Source organism: Coxiella endosymbiont of Ornithodoros maritimus, from assembly GCF_907164965.1.
Lineage (GTDB): Bacteria > Pseudomonadota > Gammaproteobacteria > Coxiellales > Coxiellaceae > Coxiella.
Window position 1 is genome coordinate 1 of the sequence record NZ_CAJRAM010000109.1, and the last position, 15,679, is coordinate 15,679.

Consider the following 15,679-nt stretch of genomic DNA (forward strand, 5'->3'; position numbering starts at 1 on the left):
CCCATGAACCCGATACCAATGGTTCGCGCCTCCACACGCTTCTATCAACCACACAAGCCACCTTAAGGCCTTGCCACAGTGGACACATATTGAGCGCCTAACCCCTCTCGTGTGGATCACCTTACCCCACTCATCAATCCCACACAGTTGAAAAACCCCTTTTGCAATAAATACCAACACCAAGTATTTTAATATCTTTCATGGCCCTGCTCCTTTTTTTAAAAATAGAAACTCTATGTTGGCGCATTATAACGCCCTCTTTAAGGAGGGGCACTTTTCATTAGGTTACTTAGCCACTGGGCCCGCAAGGTGGTATAGAAAACCTACACTTCTAATCGCATCCTGAAGACGCACCCAAAAGTAAGGTGTATACTATGCCTAACATAAACTATAATGCAATCATGCCCTATTTCACTACGAAAGTGCCCTCCTCAGAGAGCTTCTGTAACCAAGAATCCGAAAAGCGGCAATTGTTGAATAATGTAGAAAAAAACCAACATATCGTTATTCTCGCTTAAGACGATATGGAAAAACGAGCCTGGTTACTCACTCGCTAACTTTAGAAAGTACTTATTCGCGTGGGTTCATTTATTTTCTGTTGTTTACAAAGAAGATATTTGTCACAAAGTTGCTAATTACGAAAAAACAATAAAAGTGATTGATCAATGTTTTAAATCCGTCTCGATAGGAGTGAAATCGGGACATATTAATATTCGTACAGAGCTTGTAAAATCTTTATCGAATCCCATTGATCAGCTTGTAGATCTTCTCGAATGGCTCGAAAAATTTGATAAAATTTGCTAAAAAGCACAAAAAACGAATGGTTTTATTTTTTAATGAATTTCAAGATGTCTTAAAAGTAGATGAAACCAACAAAATCCGAGCTGCCATCCGATCCGTCGCGCAACATTCCAAACATGTCAGTTACATTTTCTCTGGCAGCTCACGCAAAATGCTAAATAAAATTTTCGACGAGAAAAACCAACCGCTCTACATGCTATGCAACAAAATCATTCTTAACCGAATCAACGAGATCCATTTCAGTGCACGTATTCAAAAAGCAACCAAACGACAATGGCATAGCCAATTACCTGACGAAGTGATTTCTGCTATTCTAACCATAAGCGAATTACATCCTTATTATGTAAATTTGCTTTGCGACAAACTTTGGGATTACAGCAAAAAGCCCACCGTGTCCAATGTCAACCACGGTTGGGAAGAAGCCTTAGTTGAAAATAGAGGGAAAATTATTCCAGATTTAGAGCCTCTAAACACCAATCGAATGAAAGTGGTTTACCACCATGGCCCTTTTGAACGCTGTCAACGACCCCAACAGTAAATTATTTCTCGACAAAGTAAAACTACCCCCTCCAGCACAAAAAGCGCCATTAATTATTTAGTAAATCATCATTATTTATACGAAGATAAAAATGGTTTAAAACCCGTCGATCCCTTAATAAAAAAATTCATTGTTGAACGTTATCAATAAAACCTCAATATTCATTGAACCAACTTTTCTAAAAGCACGGAAAGCAAAGAGGTTTTGGTCTTTCTACAGACCGTAAGCCGCCTGGATAACGTCTTCCGAGCTCTCATGGATGGGTTGACGGCGTGTTCGCAACAAAGACCAAAGCCTCTTCGCTTTTGATCGACTAATTAAATAAAAAATGCCAGCAGAAACTCAATCACACTTAAAAAATAATTCAGAAAACAATTCGTTTAACTTATTAACCACTTCACTTACTTCAATTAATTTCATCGCGTTAGACGAATGCACCCGCTGGTGCCATGACACCTTCGCCGGATCTTTTTTTAAAATTGTTTTTACCGCAAGAGGGTATTTATTAACGACCCATCGTTGAGAAAAATAAGGGCCCGTTTTTTCTGGCGGGGCTACTGAATATAACCCGACCACCGGCGTCCCCATTGCCTGAGCGATGTGTAAAGGCCCTGTGTCTGGAGACAATAAAACATCTACTTCGTCCAATAAGGCAGCCAACCGTTTCAACGAACTTTTTCCCACTAAATTAAGGCTAGGCGCGTCCAGCTGATCGCTGATTTCTTGAGCCATTTTTTTCTCTAACGAACTTATTCCCCCTATTAATACCACATTAAAATCCCACTGTTTGTTTAATTGATTCACCACTGCGGCATAACGTTCACTCAACCAATTACGTTCCACTTTACTAGCACTAGGACAAATCGCGAGCCATTTTTCTGGAAATGGCGCCAATTGGGACTTCGCCCATTCTCGATCGCTTTCCTCTGCCGGCAGCCGCCAATCAATTTCTTTATCAAAAACTCCAAAAGGCTCTGCAAATCGCAAAAAACATTCAACTAAATGCTCAGGCTTCGCGGTTACTGTTTTATTAACAAACCAACGTTGCAAATTGCGGCTGTGTAATTTTCCATAGCCATACTTAACTTTCGCTCGGGTCAACGCACAGAGAATATTAGAACGAAAAGTCGCTTGCGGAACGAGCAACGCATCAAAATAATAAGATTTGAATTGAAGATAACAGCGCCAATAATCAACAATGGTTTTTGGCTTATCAATAACAATAAAATTAACGTTTGATAGGCCTTCAACTAGCGGATAAAGAGAGCGGCTAATAATCCAATAAATTTCAGTCTGAGGTAGATGTTTTTGTAACAGGCGCACCAATGGAACGGTAAGACAAATATCGCCGAGAGCGCCCAACCTTAAAATTCCAATAGAGCGAATAGCATTACTCATAACAGAATAACTCTAATGAACCTCTGAAAGTAATTCCACCGTCACGCATAAACCACCGTTGGGTCGATTCGTTAAAATTACTTTTCCATTGTGATCAGAAATAATATCCCGTGTAACCGCCAAACCTAACTCAACCCCTCCGGTGTCTCGCGAGCAAGAATGTTCACCGCGATAAAAGGGTTCAAACACCTACTCTAATTCCTTTTCAGCAATTCCCGGACCATCGTCTTCAATCAGAACTTTCACTCGATTCTGGCGCCATTGAATACAAACGTCGACATTCTTTGCATAACGAATAGCATTATTTAATAAATTAATAAACGCTCGTTTTAATGCGCTGGCTTGGCCCAATGTTTTAACACGCTGGGGATGGCCGTGGAATTGAATGTTGTATCCCATGTCCTGCATGGATTCAACCAACGAAAAAACGAGAGAGACTAAATCAAGGTTGACTTTAACATCATCAGCAAAATCATCCCGAGCAAAAGATAACGTCTCATTAATCATAACCTCCATTTCATTTAAATCTTTTACCAACGCATTGCGCGTCGTGGAATCATTGAGAAATTGAGCACGTAATTTCATCCGGGTGATGGGCGTTCGCAAATCATGCGAAATCGCCGCTATCATTTGGGTGCGATTACGAATTAAATCTTGAATCCGCTGCTGCATCCGATTCATTGCCCTTGCGGCTTCTTGCACCACCGACGGACCCTCAATCGGCACAGGTTGGGTATTTAAATTCATGCTTAATCGCTCGGCCGCGCGCCGAAAATTTTCAATCGGACGAGTAAAGCGATTAATAGACCAGGTTAAAATTAAAATAAAACCAAAAGCGATGATTTCGAATACAAAGAACATTAACTGTCTTAAAAGAAAATGAGTGTATAAAGTGGCATTGATATTCAACCATTGATCTTTGGTTAATAGATTTAAAACGGCAAATGCACCCAGTTGCTTTCGGAATGCTCCATTGATTTGCCAAAAGGAAATATCTTGAAATTGCAGAGCAAATTGGGGTTTGCTTGAGATAGACGCTTTCATATCGGGGTCATTCATCGCTGCAATTGCTCTCGCGCGTTCTTCGACCGGTGTCGCTTCTAATAAATTAATCACGTTAATAATTTTTTGAATCATCGCGTCACGATCGGCTGCGCGTCGCGCACGACGGCTATCGTTAATATAAAACGTCATGGTGATAAGGTGTGTAATAATAATGACGCATAAAATGGCAAAAGCGCTACTGCCACTGACATAGCGCGCAAATTTATCGACAATGCGCATCATCATAGTCTTTGTTTTCGAACGACTTCCGCAGCCAACACATAGCCACCACCGAGGATGGTTTTGATGATTTGGGGATTTTTGGGATCTTGTCCCAACTTGTGCCGCAACCAGCTAATTTGAATATCTATGCTGCGGTCAAAAGACCCTGCTTCGTGATGTTTAGTTAAATCCAATAATTTATCGCGGCTTAACACTTGTTGTGAGTGTTGCACCAGCGCGTGCAATAAGTCAAACTCACCACTACTCAAAGTAATTTCTAAGCTGTCGGGAGACTTCAACCGGCGCTCAGCAGGATCTAACGAGCATCCCGCAAATTCATAAATGACCCGCTCATTTGCCCCCGCGACATTCAGGGAGCCCGCCCCCTTCCCTTGGCTACGCCGCAAAATCGCCCTAACCCCCGCCAGTAATTCCCGCGGATTAAAAGGCTTGCTTAAATAATCGTCCACTCCCATCTCCAAACCCAAAATACGATCTACCTCTTCACTAATGGCCGTGAGCATAAGAATGGGGGAATAGTCGAATTAGTGCGGATTTGACAACACAACGTTAAACCATCCTCTCCTGGCATCATAATGTCAAGAATAACGAGGTCCACGGCTTGCTTCAGCAAAATGGCCTGCATTTCGCTCCCATCCTTCGCCAAGCTGGCCTCAAAACCATGCTGGCGCAGAAATTTACCTAAAAGATCTCGAATATCACTGTCGTCATCGACGATGAGAATATGTGAAGAACCTGTCATGGGTGGAGATTATAGCATTTCTCTTTGCTATGTCATGGAAGAATTGCCCTAAAGGGTCCGGTATCTGAAGGGAGGGGTGATCCACGTTTGGGCGCTCTTTTTGATTCTTTTTCTGCTTCATGTTTTATGTCGTCAATCAATTTCTCTGCCCGCGAAGAAAACAAACCAGGCCACAAACGGCATTTTAACAGCGAATTACTCCTTCGGTTAGTTTTTATAAAATCAATTTCAGATCGTATAAATTCTTCATCATAATTATTTTGACGCATCTCTCGATGAAGTTTTTCTATATCTTCTTGTTTTTGTGTTTTTAATTCAGTTTCCTTATTTACCCAAAAAGTTAGCAAAAATTTTGGCAAAAAAGACTTGGTTTTAAGAATTTCTTGTTTATTAATCTCTTGCGATAATTTATCTTTAATATTTAGAAATCATGCCATCGATGCGAGCACAGAACCTTTTTTTACGTTCGACCTCTTTCTCGATTAATTGGCAATATTCTTCTTTTTCTTTTCCATAAGCATTATAAACGAGGGTTGCCACTAGGGAATTAATAACACCTTGCTCGGGCTGGAGAGAGCGAACATAATTCTGAACTTTAGTTTTTTCAAGAACAAAATAAGTGTGATCTTGGTAACAGAAGGAATGATCTCCTTGATAAAATTTTTCAAGCGGAATCTTACACTGAGAAAAAAAAACCTTTCTCAACTTTGCCATCGAGATCTGAAATACTAGCTAATGTTTCCAACGTATAATAGTGACCTCTTTCCAAAATATTCAAATATAAAGCACTTACTCCAGCGTCGTAGTTGTATCTTTCTCTTCTTTGATATTTTCGATTGATAACCTGCAGCGGCTTTAGAGGATCATCAACTAATGTCAACTGACCAACCTTGAACTTTGTAACTATTCTAGTTGTTTTTTCTTGTGCTGTACCTTGACTTATTTTTATCATCTCCTCTATTTCCAACCTTAGTCGACTGCTTTGTAAAAATTCATTAAACTGCGGATTCTGGAAATATTTAGGCTTTTCTTCACTGTGTTCAGTACAATATTTATCCCATCTCGCATTCATATCAATTAGTGTCATACAATGAATGAGGAAAGCGCCAACATAACTTCTTTCAGCGGGGTTGTGGATCGGCCTTTTATGGTCATCCAAAGGTGGTTCACAACGATTTTTTGCCCCTCCGATCGTAGTGAAATTCATATCAATAATAAACTATCATATTTAAATCTTAACTCCTTAAGACACCCCTTCTATTTCAACGCATTAAAATTATGTAACATTTTGTAATGATCCAAAGCATTAAGCTTAAGATAACTTCAAATAGCTTATCACGTTACCGTGATTTCATTCCCTCCCTAACATGCTAGACTTATCAAGCATGAAGCAGCAGATTGAAACATTATTAAATCAGGCGATTGAAAAACTGAAAACGAAGGGTGTATTGAAGCCTGAAGTAACGCCAGTGATTAAAATTACCCACACCAAAGACCCAAAACACGGCGATTTTGCGACAAATTTGGCACTCACACTGTCGAAAGCCGCTGGCATGAGCCCATACGCATTGGCGAAAAAAATAGTGGAAGCATTACCTCCTTCAGCACAAATCACGGAGGTGGAAATCGCTGGACCGGGGTTTATCAATTTCTTCGTGACCGAAGGAAGTTATCAAACTGTAGTTTCTTCGATTTTCAAAGCAGGAAAAGACTATGGTCGAAGCGAGTTGGGTAAAGGTCAACGCGTGTATATGGAATACGTTTCCGCCAATCCTACCGGTCCACTGCATGTAGGGCATGGCCGCGGGGCAGCTTACGGCGCTTGTGTGGCCAATCTATTGAAAGCCGCGGGTTTTGAGGTGCATCAGGAATACTACGTCAATGATGCGGGACGGCAAATGGGCATTCTCGCCTTAAGCGTTTGGGTTCGGTATTTACAAGGTTATGAGGCGTCGATTGAACTTCCTAAAAACGCTTATCAAGGGGAGTACATTATCGACATTGCCGAAGCGCTAAAGGACAAATATAGCAAGCAATTCTACCATTCCGTCGAATCCATTCAGGCAAAAATACCGGAAGAAATCGATTCAAATGCCGACCCGGAAGCTTACCTCGACGCGTGGGTAACTGCCCAAAAAGACTTATTGGGGCCCGAGGACTTTGACTGCGTTTTTCAGGCAGCGCTCGATAGTATTCTGAACGATATCAAAAACGATCTCGAAGAATTTGGTGTCACCTACGATGACTGGTTTTCAGAAAGCTGCTTAGTTCGTGAAGGTTTAATTCAGGAAGCGCTCAACCTTTTAGCTAAACACGGCTACGTTTACGAAAAAAATGGGGCCCAATGGTTCCACGCTACCGCACTTGGGGATGAAAAAGATCGCGTATTGATTCGTAAAAACGGCTTGCCTACCTATTTTGCTTCGGATGTGGCGTATCACCTTCACAAATTCAACCAAGGTTATGACCAAATCATCGACATATTCGGTGCTGACCATCATGGTTATATTCCCCGTATTCGTGGTTTTTTAAAAGGATTGGGGAAAGCGCCAGAAAAATTGCATATCTTGCTAGTGCAATTTGCCATCCTTTATCGAGGAAACAAAAAAGTCTCTATGTCTACCCGTGGTGGTACTTTTGTCACTCTGCGAGAGTTGCGCCATGAAGTGGGGAGTGATGCCGCGCGTTTTTTTTATATAATGCGAAAATCGGATCAGCACCTGGACTTTGACCTTGAATTAGCGAAATCGCAATCGAATGAAAACCCCGTCTATTATATCCAGTACGCGCATGCCCGCATTTGCAGTGTCTTTCGTCAGCTAAAAACGATCCAAAAAAATTGGGATCGATCGCAGGGAATGGAAAATTTATCTTTGTTATCAAAAAATTATGAAAAAGAGCTCTTGGCTACGTTAGGCCGCTACCCTGAGGTAATCAAAAGGGGCGCCACGCATTACGCGCCACACCTGCTTGCGTGCTACCTACAAACACTCGCCAATCAATTCCATACGTATTACAATGCAGAACGTTTTTTAATTAAAGATGATAACCTCCGTAATGCACGATTAAACTTAATTAGCGCTGTGCAGCAAATTATCCACAATGGCTTAACGCTGCTCGGTGTGTCTGCCCCAGAAGAAATGTGATTAGGAGTGGAAAATGCGTAAATTAATCAACAGTATTATTGGTGTGGCGCTTATTGTTGTCATTGTTCTTCTTGTTTTGCCACTCGGCATGAGTTTTTGGCTCAAAAATAATTACTCCTCTATCCTTACTCGTCTCTCACAATCCCATAACGTGAGTTTAAAACTCATCAATTTTGATCGTGGTTGGTTTGCTTCAAAAGCCGTTATACAAGTAATTATTCCAAATTCTGAAGATAAAACAACTCAACCGATTAAATTTACCATTAATCAACACATTTTCAATGGCCCTTTTATTTTTAGCAAAAATAATCACAAAGTAAAATTGCATTGCGCAAAAGCGTTGCTGTATACCACAAGCAACGACCCTAATTTCACTTTTCACTCCTCCACACTTTTGCGTTTCAACAATTCTAGCAAAAACTCGATCTATGCTAGCAACGTCAACGTTGCTAACGGGCAAGAACAAATTGTTCTAAAAGATACAAATTTGGAAATTCTCTATAATCCCTTAACTCAGCGACTAGTTTCGGATGCGGTGATTAAATCAGCGCTCATTTCCGAACAACAAAATAAAATTTTAATTATGGATAATATTACCTGGTATAATGATTTACATTATGCAACCCCTTTGTGGGAAGGGAAACGTTCTCTATCTTTAAATAAATTCACTTATTATCTTACGCCGGAACAACCCATCGAAGTAAAAAATTTTATTTTGGAAAATCAACAGAACCCAGTGAATGATACGACGACATTTACTTTTTCCAGCCACGCTGACAGCATTAAAGACGCCCCCCTTAATTTAGCGCCGCTTGACATAAAATTTTCGCTCACTCAAATCAACACCGCCGCGCTGGTTAATCTGATAAATACTGCTTTAAATCAAAATCACCTAAAGTTGAATCCTCAGCAACTCCATCAATTTCAGACGCCAGCCATTAATTTATTAGCTCAGGGCCTGGAAGTTTCATTAGCTCATTTAATCTTCGGAACAGAAGAGGGGCAAGTAAGTGTGCAAGGACAGCTTTATTTACTTGCGCAAAATCAATCGCCCGATTTATCACAGATCATAATAAATTCAAAGGGTAAATTACAAGCCAAAATCCCAATGGCTTGGTTAAAAAAAGAATTGAGCCGTATTTATGAAGACAAAAAAGTAGAGCTCGACGATCAAGCGTTAACGCCAGAGCAAATAGCAGATCAGCAAATTCAATATTGGATAAATAATAAAAAACTTATCCAGCAGAATCAAAATGTCGAACTAACGATAAACTACTATAAGGGTAAATTATTATTTAATAATTTACCGTCCCCCGCTCCGCAACAATGACGAGGGATTACGCCAAACAATCGCGACCTCGACGCCGACCTCGATGGTTAACTTTCATAGTCGTTAGTGGAAGTTTAGCTTTATTTTTCTCGTTAATACTTTATTTAAAAAACTACCTTCTCCACCCTCATCACAAAGTAATTTCCTCCCCTCCTCCTCTCCCCCATCCCGCTGTCGTCTTCACCAAAACGCAACCTCGATTCGACTTTTATACGCTTTTACCTAAAATGCAAGTCACTTCCTCAAAAACGGACGATTCTGACTCTAGGCCTCAAAACTCACACTTCCCGCAAAAGCAAGGGATTAGCAAAGAAAAACCTGCTCGCTAAAGTCTTTGCGATACACAAAATATTTGGAAGGGTTGAAAATTGCTTTTCTTAACCCAATCTACATTCTAACTGTAAAAGCGTTGGAGAAATGGTGTGGAACAATTTCGAGGTACAACGATTCTTTCCGTAAGACGAAATGGCAAAGTTGTCATTGGCGGTGATGGGCAAGTTTCGATGGGCAGGACCATCATGAAAGCCAATGCTCGAAAGGTGCGCCAACTCTACAACGACAAGGTCATTGCTGGCTTTGCTGGCGGGACGGCAGACGCATTCACGCTGTTCGAGCGCTTTGAGAGCAAGCTCGAAAAGCATTCTGGCAATTTGACTCGTGCTGCTGTTGAACTCGCTAAAGACTGGCGCACGGATCGAATCCTTCGACGGCTCGAAGCATTACTCGCCGTGGCGGATTCCAAAGCATCCCTTATCATTACCGGCCTTGGCGACGTCATTGGACCAGAACAGAGCCTAATGGCTATCGGCTCAGGCGGCTCCTTCGCCCAAGCCGCGGCGAAAGCCTTATTAGAAAATACAAAACTTGGCGCACGCAAAATTGTCGAAAAAGCCTTAACCATTGCCGCTGACATTTGTATTTATACAAACCTAAATTTTACAATCGAAGAACTGGATAGCGAAAGTTAACTACATAATTAACAGCGGGTAAAACTATGGCAGCTCAAATAACAATGACTCCGCGAGAAATCGTCGCAGAACTTGATAAATTCATCATTGGTCAAAATGATGCTAAACGCGCGGTGGCCATCGCGCTTCGTAATCGCTGGCGGCGTATGCAACTAGGAGAAGAATTACGGCGCGAAATTTTCCCAAAAAATATTTTAATGATCGGCCCAACCGGCGTCGGCAAAACCGAGATCGCCCGACGCTTATCCGATCTCGCAGGTGCCCCCTTCCTTAAAATTGAAGCAACCAAATTTACGGAAGTGGGCTATGTCGGGCGCGACGTAGAATCTATCATTCGCGATCTTGTAGATGTCGCTGTCAAGATGACCCGTGAAAAGGCTACCCGCCAGGTGAAAACTTTGGCGGAAGAAGCTGCTGAAGAGCGCGTTCTTGACGCTCTCATCCCACCGGCCCGTGGAGGCTTCCAAGGCGAACCGACAGCCGAGGAAAAGCCCACTGAGAAAAAAGAATCAGCCACTCGACAACTCTTTCGTAAAAAACTTCGCAGTGGCGAGCTGGACGATAAAGAAATCGAAGTCGAAGTTAGCGCACATCCATCGTTTGAAATTATGGGCCCTCCAGGCATGGAAGAGATGGTGAGTCAATTGCAAGGTATTATGTCCAGTATGTCGAGCCGTCGCAGCAAATCTCGCCGCTTAAAAGTTAAGGATGCCTTGCGCATATTGGGAGAAGAAGAGGCAGCGAAATTAGTCGACGAAGATCAAATTAAATCCACGGCTCTGGCCAGCGTTGAGCAAAATGGGATCGTATTCATTGACGAAATTGATAAAATCGTTAAACGCGAGGGCGCTGTCGGTGCCGATGTTTCCCGCGAAGGGGTGCAGCGTGATTTATTACCGCTCGTTGAAGGCAGCACTGTATTTACTAAATATGGGATAGTTAAAACAGATCATGTTTTATTTATTGCCTCCGGCGCTTTCTATATCGCAAGACCATCAGACTTAGTGCCTGAATTGCAAGGGCGTTTCCCCATTCGTGTTGAACTGAAAGCGCTCACGGCGGACGACTTTGTTCGAATATTAACAGAACCCAAAGCATCCCTGACCGAACAATACACCGAATTATTGAAAACCGAGAACTTTGGATTGTCGTTTACCAAAGACGGTATCAAACGTCTCGCTGAAATTGCTTATCAAGTTAACGACCACTCCGAAAACATCGGCGCACGCCGTTTACATACCATTATGGAACGTTTGTTAGAAGAGGTTTCGTTCGAAGCTACCGATAAGCAAGGTGAATCTATTACGATTGATGCTGCTTATGTTAACAAGCAGCTTAAAAAGCTAGCTGAGGATGAGGATTTAAGTCGTTATATTCTTTAGTGAGCTCTCTGCCGCAAGTGGTGCGCTCAGCAAACAATCCTACTTTGCTTAAAGCACGTTGTTTTTCCTGTTTGTTTATTTTGGAATAAAACGACCTGATTTCAGGCGCCCACAAAATCACTGAATTACGCCAAACTTCTCGGGCTAAGATATGAATGAGCTGCTCTCTTGGTAGTGCTTTTAAACAGTCTTCACGAAGTTGACGAATGTGCCCATCTTCTACTCCCTTTTGGAATTTTTGACGCGTGGCTTTATCGGGCGCGCCCACTGCATGAATGGGGCTGTATCTTAAGGTAAGAATCAGTATTTCCCACAATTATTCTGGCTTGATCGTAAAGCGCTCGTAATTGAGAGGGCGTTGCCGCCTGTAAGGTCTCAAGAGCCTTCGCATAAAACGCATCGGCCTTTTTCATTTCTGCTTCAAACAATTGAGCGGCTTTTTCAATGGTTAAATAGGCTTCAGGTGACGGATTAACGGATTCAAGCGGTTTTTCTTCATTTGAAACTCCATCTGACAGTGTATTAGGGTATTCCTTTCTAACTGTTAAACGATCGCAACTAATCTGAAACGCTAACGCATTGTAAAGGCAATCCCCAGGGATGCTTTTATTCGCCACCGAGGAGCGGCTCAGATTTGAGGCATTCACATTCAACCAATAATGGCTACCTGTTTCCTGCGCTTTTTGATCAACGAACGCGTCATTAGCTATATCCATTCGTAACTGAGTGGATGCGTTGTGAGTAAGCGTTAAATAAGGAGGCCATCCCTTTAAATAAATAGCCCACTGACAGCCCAAATTGTCTAAAATACACGCCAAAACTGTGTCATTACCCCATTTTCCAGGAGTGCGAATTTTTTTGAGAAAAGCCGCTTTTTCTCTTTCACTATCAAATTGTTGGTATAAATTCCCACCAACGCTGATTTTCAGCCCAAACTTCTGCTCCATTATATTAGCGGCGAAGTGACGCGATGCTAAAGACAAACCGTAATCTGCCTCCAACCGCATCAATTCCTGCCAAGCTCGTTGCTGCTGCGTCGCCAAATTTATCGATGGCAAGATTTACCTCTCTGCCGAAATATTACCAAATCTATATTAATAAATTATTAATTTGAAAACCCCCTCTTTTGCACACCGAGCCGTAGGTCGGGATGAGCTTGCGAAACCCAACAAGAGAAAGAAGAATGTAGCCAGCCAGGAACCCATTTGAAGTTGAAATACTCGTATTTTATTCTCTTACAAAAGGTTTTTCTAATTTAAGCATCCTGAATAAGGACATAAGCATGTGGTTAAATTTTCTCTATAAAGTTAATATAGATAAAGAAATTGCTTATCTCTTCATAAGAACAGTCATTATTTATTTTTACGCGATTTTTTATTTCGACTTGGCAACAAGCGCTTCAATTTCGCAACTGTATCTGATCTTATCTTAACGGTCATAATCGGCGCTGTGTTAAGCCGCACCGTTAACGGCCCTTCTACCCTTACTCCGAGCAATAGTTGGAAGCACCATGCTTATCTTCTTACATTGGTTACTCGCGAAAGAGGCTTACCATTCTCACAACTTTGGGAAATTAGTAAAAGGCGAACCAGAAATTATAATGAGAGGTGGCAAATTAAATTAGAAAGTTTTGCAAAAAAATCAAGTGACAGAAACAAGCTTAAACGAAATGATTCGGGAAAAATCAAATCATGATAAATTGGAAGATGTAAGAAAAGCTTATTTAGAACAATCAGGGAAAATCAGCTTTGTTAAAAACAATAGAGACTATTTATGGTTATTTATAGCGTTTCATTGCCACTAATTAATCATTTAATAAATAGCGCTGCAATAATCAAAATAATCGCTACCGCCAATGCTAGAAAACCTAATTGCATGAAAGCATGGCTGTAAAAAGGATTCGTGATTAAGGGGTCAAGCGTTTCGCGTCGCCCCATATCGTAAACTGAAAAAACTCGCAAATACGGCAACCGCACCTAAGTTTAACAACGCCGTTCCCATTCCAAATCCTTGCCAACGAGTCGGAATCAATTGTCCCACCATCGAATAACCGATAGGACTAATTAAAAGCTCGGCCGTCCCTTGTAATATATAGGTTACAAACAACCAGTCAAAGGCCATGAATCCCTGTGGATCTCCTAACGCCATTCCGAATGAAAGAATAAGTAAGCTCAGGGAACTGAGAAAGAGACCCGTGCTGTATTGTAAAGGCAGCAAAGCGGCCGTTTTCGTTTTTCTACGTATCCAAGTGAAAAACAAAGCCAGTAAAGGACCGCCGATCACAATCGTGATACTGTTAACATTCTGTATCCATCCGGGCGCAATGCGAAATCCAAATAGATGCAAATTAACACTGTTCTTCGCAAATACTGTTAAGCCCATTGGCGCTAATTGATAAATAATTCAAAAAATTGGACACTGACAATTAAGATAATAAAAGCAAATAACTTTTTGTGCGCAGCCTCGTGATGTTTAAAAGCAATAAGAAATAACACAACCAACATTGAAAACCCAACGCTTAATACCAAATTATTGCTAAATTGAGTATGATAAAGTAATACTTGCAGCAAAGGCACTAACACTAAAATAATTAGTGTGCCTATATTCCTATCCGTTTAAGGCGCGCTTTAGCCGTTGTCCGACTGAAGATAGTGTCTATATCCCGCATACGTTTCCATTGCGAAAATAAAATAGACATAGCAATAACATTATTTATCGCTGTGAGAAGAAATAATATCGTATAATTTGTTCTTAATTGAAAACATCCCGTGAGAGTAAATCCCAATATGAACGCAATACTCATTCTGCTGTAATTCCATAAAAACTCGCTCTGACCCTTACCGACTTCATCCATTTGAAACAATTGCGACAATAACATGTTGAAGCAAATCACCATCGTCTCTGTTTCAATTAACATGCAAGCCAAGCCCCAGTACAAACTCGCTAGAGCGCCATGAGCGAGAAGAAGACAACAATGAGCTAAAAAAAAGGCCAACAATAACAAGTACACGATAACTCAAAAACCGCCCACCCACGTAACCGACCAGCATATGTAATGCAACATTATAATCAAAATAAACGCCTGTAATGAGATCTGCTTGCGTGGCGTTCAAGCGCATTTGTTCTTGCATATAAAGTACGAGGCTTGAAAAAAAACCGCGAAGCTAATGGTGCTAAAAGCTAAGTAAAATAAATAGCACCAAGGCCTTCTGGCATGCCAAGAAAACGAACTTTAGTTGGAGATGAGCGCATCATTATGTTATTATACTGATTTCTAAATCAAAGCATAGTTATAAGACCTTTTTCGTTAAATGCAAAACTTTTTTATAAAATATTTTCTTTGCTCATCACTAGCAACAAGCGTTTAAATTAAAGGGATCAACTTTCAATTAATAAGCGACAATCAATTTGAAAGGTTGAATAACGTTAGGTCGATGGCTGGTGATTATGCTAGAAGATGAAAAAAAGAAATAATTTTAGCTATTCAAAAAATTGAAGAAATTCAAAATGGTTTATTGCATGAGCTTTCCGATTATAACAATTATGAAACTTTTCTTTCCTCGGTAGAAATGCAAAGGCTACGCACCAAATTGTTAAGCATGCCTGATGAGGTAAAGCTTAAGGAAGCATTTAGCGATTGTTTTAACCTGATTGTAAGGATATGTGATTCAATCCATTTCTTCACTGATGAAGAGAAAGATGAGGAAGTTCTTGCAAGGCTTTTAAAATTTCATACCGAATTAGAATTAATAGAAGCCTTTCTTGGAGAGTTTATCCAAGATGAGAGAGCGTTAAGATCTTAAAAGGAGTGCTGACGCTTGCTGGTGTAAATTTGTAAGTATTCCCTCCGTCGTTGAAACTAGGTCAAGGCGAGCCATTTCTGAAGAGGTTGCTTCATTCAAAGTCCAAATTGATGAAGCTTATGAAACGCAACTCCGTGACAGAGAACAATTAATTCGAGAAAGAGCAGAACCATTTTATTGTGACCAGAAATTTGAAGACGAAACTCAATCCTCCGGCTTCGACCCCTAAACAAAATCGGCTGTTCTAAGTAGCTCGATTCTTCTCATCGACAGTTGTTCCCTCA

The 15,679-nt window shown here is 41.0% G+C and carries 12 protein-coding genes and 7 pseudogenes; 8 read left to right on the forward strand and 11 right to left on the reverse strand.

What is annotated here, in order from left to right; translation table 11 throughout:
* Positions 1-202: pseudogene (locus OWO34_RS09115) on the reverse strand (IS110 family transposase); the annotation flags it as partial.
* A gap of 618 nt (positions 203-820) precedes the next feature.
* Between OWO34_RS09115 and OWO34_RS09120 the strand changes: the two are divergent.
* Complete coding sequence (locus OWO34_RS09120) at positions 821-1,339, forward strand: ATP-binding protein (protein WP_267257269.1); 519 nt, start codon at positions 821-823, stop codon at positions 1,337-1,339.
* 342 nt (positions 1,340-1,681) lie between these two features.
* Here OWO34_RS09120 and OWO34_RS09125 read toward each other — a convergent pair whose 3' ends face one another.
* The 4 genes and pseudogenes from OWO34_RS09125 to OWO34_RS09140 all read right to left on the reverse strand — a co-directional run bounded on the left by OWO34_RS09125 (position 1,682) and on the right by OWO34_RS09140 (position 5,938).
* Positions 1,682-2,737 (reverse strand): glycosyltransferase family 9 protein, encoded by a 1,056-nt coding sequence (locus OWO34_RS09125; RefSeq protein ID WP_267257270.1) that lies wholly within the window; start codon positions 2,735-2,737, stop codon positions 1,682-1,684.
* Between the two features lie 12 nt (positions 2,738-2,749).
* Positions 2,750-4,027 (reverse strand): annotated as a pseudogene (locus OWO34_RS09130) (ATP-binding protein).
* Positions 4,024-4,766, reverse strand: a pseudogene (locus OWO34_RS09135) (response regulator). The pseudogenes OWO34_RS09130 and OWO34_RS09135 overlap by 4 nt, the downstream one beginning before the upstream one ends.
* Positions 4,767-4,814: 48 nt before the next feature.
* Positions 4,815-5,938: pseudogene (locus OWO34_RS09140) on the reverse strand (CBU_2007 family Dot/Icm T4SS effector).
* Between the two features lie 195 nt (positions 5,939-6,133).
* Between OWO34_RS09140 and argS the strand changes: the two are divergent.
* The 5 genes from argS (at position 6,134) to hslU (ending at position 11,592) form a co-directional block, all read left to right on the forward strand.
* A complete protein-coding gene (argS, locus tag OWO34_RS09145) occupies positions 6,134-7,912 on the forward strand; it encodes an arginine--tRNA ligase (RefSeq protein WP_267257271.1) in 1,779 nt (592 codons plus the stop codon).
* 13 nt (positions 7,913-7,925) lie between these two features.
* Complete coding sequence (locus tag OWO34_RS09150) at positions 7,926-9,242, forward strand: YdgA family protein (RefSeq protein WP_267257272.1); 1,317 nt, start codon at positions 7,926-7,928, stop codon at positions 9,240-9,242.
* Complete coding sequence (locus OWO34_RS09155) at positions 9,239-9,571, forward strand: hypothetical protein (protein WP_267257273.1); 333 nt, start codon at positions 9,239-9,241, stop codon at positions 9,569-9,571. Before OWO34_RS09150 ends, OWO34_RS09155 begins: the two co-directional genes overlap by 4 nt.
* Before the next feature lie 93 nt (positions 9,572-9,664).
* Positions 9,665-10,210 (forward strand): ATP-dependent protease subunit HslV, encoded by a 546-nt coding sequence (hslV, locus tag OWO34_RS09160; protein WP_267257274.1) that lies wholly within the window; start codon positions 9,665-9,667, stop codon positions 10,208-10,210.
* A gap of 38 nt (positions 10,211-10,248) precedes the next feature.
* Complete coding sequence (hslU, locus tag OWO34_RS09165; RefSeq protein ID WP_267257286.1) at positions 10,249-11,592, forward strand: ATP-dependent protease ATPase subunit HslU; 1,344 nt, start codon at positions 10,249-10,251, stop codon at positions 11,590-11,592.
* On the opposite strand, the pseudogene OWO34_RS09170 reads toward hslU, so the two are convergent.
* Positions 11,546-12,650: pseudogene (locus OWO34_RS09170) on the reverse strand (CBU_2013 family Dot/Icm T4SS effector). The gene hslU and the pseudogene OWO34_RS09170 overlap by 47 nt on opposite strands.
* Before the next feature lie 367 nt (positions 12,651-13,017).
* On the opposite strand from OWO34_RS09170, the pseudogene OWO34_RS09175 reads away from it, so the two are divergent.
* Positions 13,018-13,396 (forward strand): annotated as a pseudogene (locus tag OWO34_RS09175) (DUF421 domain-containing protein).
* A gap of 4 nt (positions 13,397-13,400) precedes the next feature.
* On the opposite strand, the gene OWO34_RS09180 reads toward OWO34_RS09175, so the two are convergent.
* Genes OWO34_RS09180 through OWO34_RS09200 form a run of 5 tightly spaced genes read right to left on the reverse strand, consistent with a single transcriptional unit; the run spans position 13,401 to position 14,723 of the window.
* Positions 13,401-13,529 carry a hypothetical protein gene (locus tag OWO34_RS09180; RefSeq protein WP_267257275.1) on the reverse strand — a complete coding sequence of 43 codons (129 nt, stop codon included), beginning with the start codon at positions 13,527-13,529 and terminating at the stop codon, positions 13,401-13,403.
* Entirely contained in the window at positions 13,507-13,974 is a 468-nt protein-coding gene (locus tag OWO34_RS09185) for a POT-type proton-dependent oligopeptide transporter (RefSeq protein ID WP_267257276.1), read from the reverse strand. Before OWO34_RS09185 ends, OWO34_RS09180 begins: the two co-directional genes overlap by 23 nt.
* A gap of 5 nt (positions 13,975-13,979) precedes the next feature.
* The gene (locus OWO34_RS09190) at positions 13,980-14,174 is read right to left on the reverse strand and encodes a hypothetical protein (RefSeq protein WP_267257277.1); all 195 of its coding nucleotides are present in this window, start codon (positions 14,172-14,174) and stop codon (positions 13,980-13,982) included.
* Positions 14,175-14,191: 17 nt separating this feature from the next.
* Positions 14,192-14,509, reverse strand: a complete 318-nt coding sequence (locus OWO34_RS09195; RefSeq protein WP_267257278.1) for a hypothetical protein — start codon at positions 14,507-14,509, stop codon at positions 14,192-14,194.
* On the reverse strand, positions 14,499-14,723 hold the full coding sequence (locus OWO34_RS09200) for a hypothetical protein (protein ID WP_267257279.1): 225 nt from the start codon (positions 14,721-14,723) through the stop codon (positions 14,499-14,501). Before OWO34_RS09200 ends, OWO34_RS09195 begins: the two co-directional genes overlap by 11 nt.
* 307 nt (positions 14,724-15,030) lie before the next feature.
* Here OWO34_RS09200 and OWO34_RS09205 point away from each other — a divergent pair.
* Positions 15,031-15,624, forward strand: a pseudogene (locus OWO34_RS09205) (CBU_2016 family Dot/Icm T4SS effector).
* Positions 15,625-15,679 lie beyond the last annotated feature (55 nt).

Bases quoted from the DNA above. Each gene is read 5' to 3' on its own strand.
- OWO34_RS09120 (WP_267257269.1), top strand. From the start codon at position 821: ATGGTTTTATTTTTTAATGAATTTCAAGATGTCTTAAAAGTAGATGAA.
- OWO34_RS09125 (WP_267257270.1), bottom strand. From the start codon at position 2,737: ATGAGTAATGCTATTCGCTCTATTGGAATTTTAAGGTTGGGCGCTCTC.
- argS (WP_267257271.1), top strand. From the start codon at position 6,134: ATGCTAGACTTATCAAGCATGAAGCAGCAGATTGAAACATTATTAAAT.
- OWO34_RS09150 (WP_267257272.1), top strand. From the start codon at position 7,926: ATGCGTAAATTAATCAACAGTATTATTGGTGTGGCGCTTATTGTTGTC.
- OWO34_RS09155 (WP_267257273.1), top strand. From the start codon at position 9,239: ATGACGAGGGATTACGCCAAACAATCGCGACCTCGACGCCGACCTCGA.
- OWO34_RS09180 (WP_267257275.1), bottom strand. From the start codon at position 13,529: ATGGGGCGACGCGAAACGCTTGACCCCTTAATCACGAATCCTTTTTAC.
- OWO34_RS09185 (WP_267257276.1), bottom strand. From the start codon at position 13,974: ATGGGCTTAACAGTATTTGCGAAGAACAGTGTTAATTTGCATCTATTT.
- OWO34_RS09195 (WP_267257278.1), bottom strand. From the start codon at position 14,509: ATGTTAATTGAAACAGAGACGATGGTGATTTGCTTCAACATGTTATTG.
- OWO34_RS09200 (WP_267257279.1), bottom strand. From the start codon at position 14,723: ATGCAAGAACAAATGCGCTTGAACGCCACGCAAGCAGATCTCATTACA.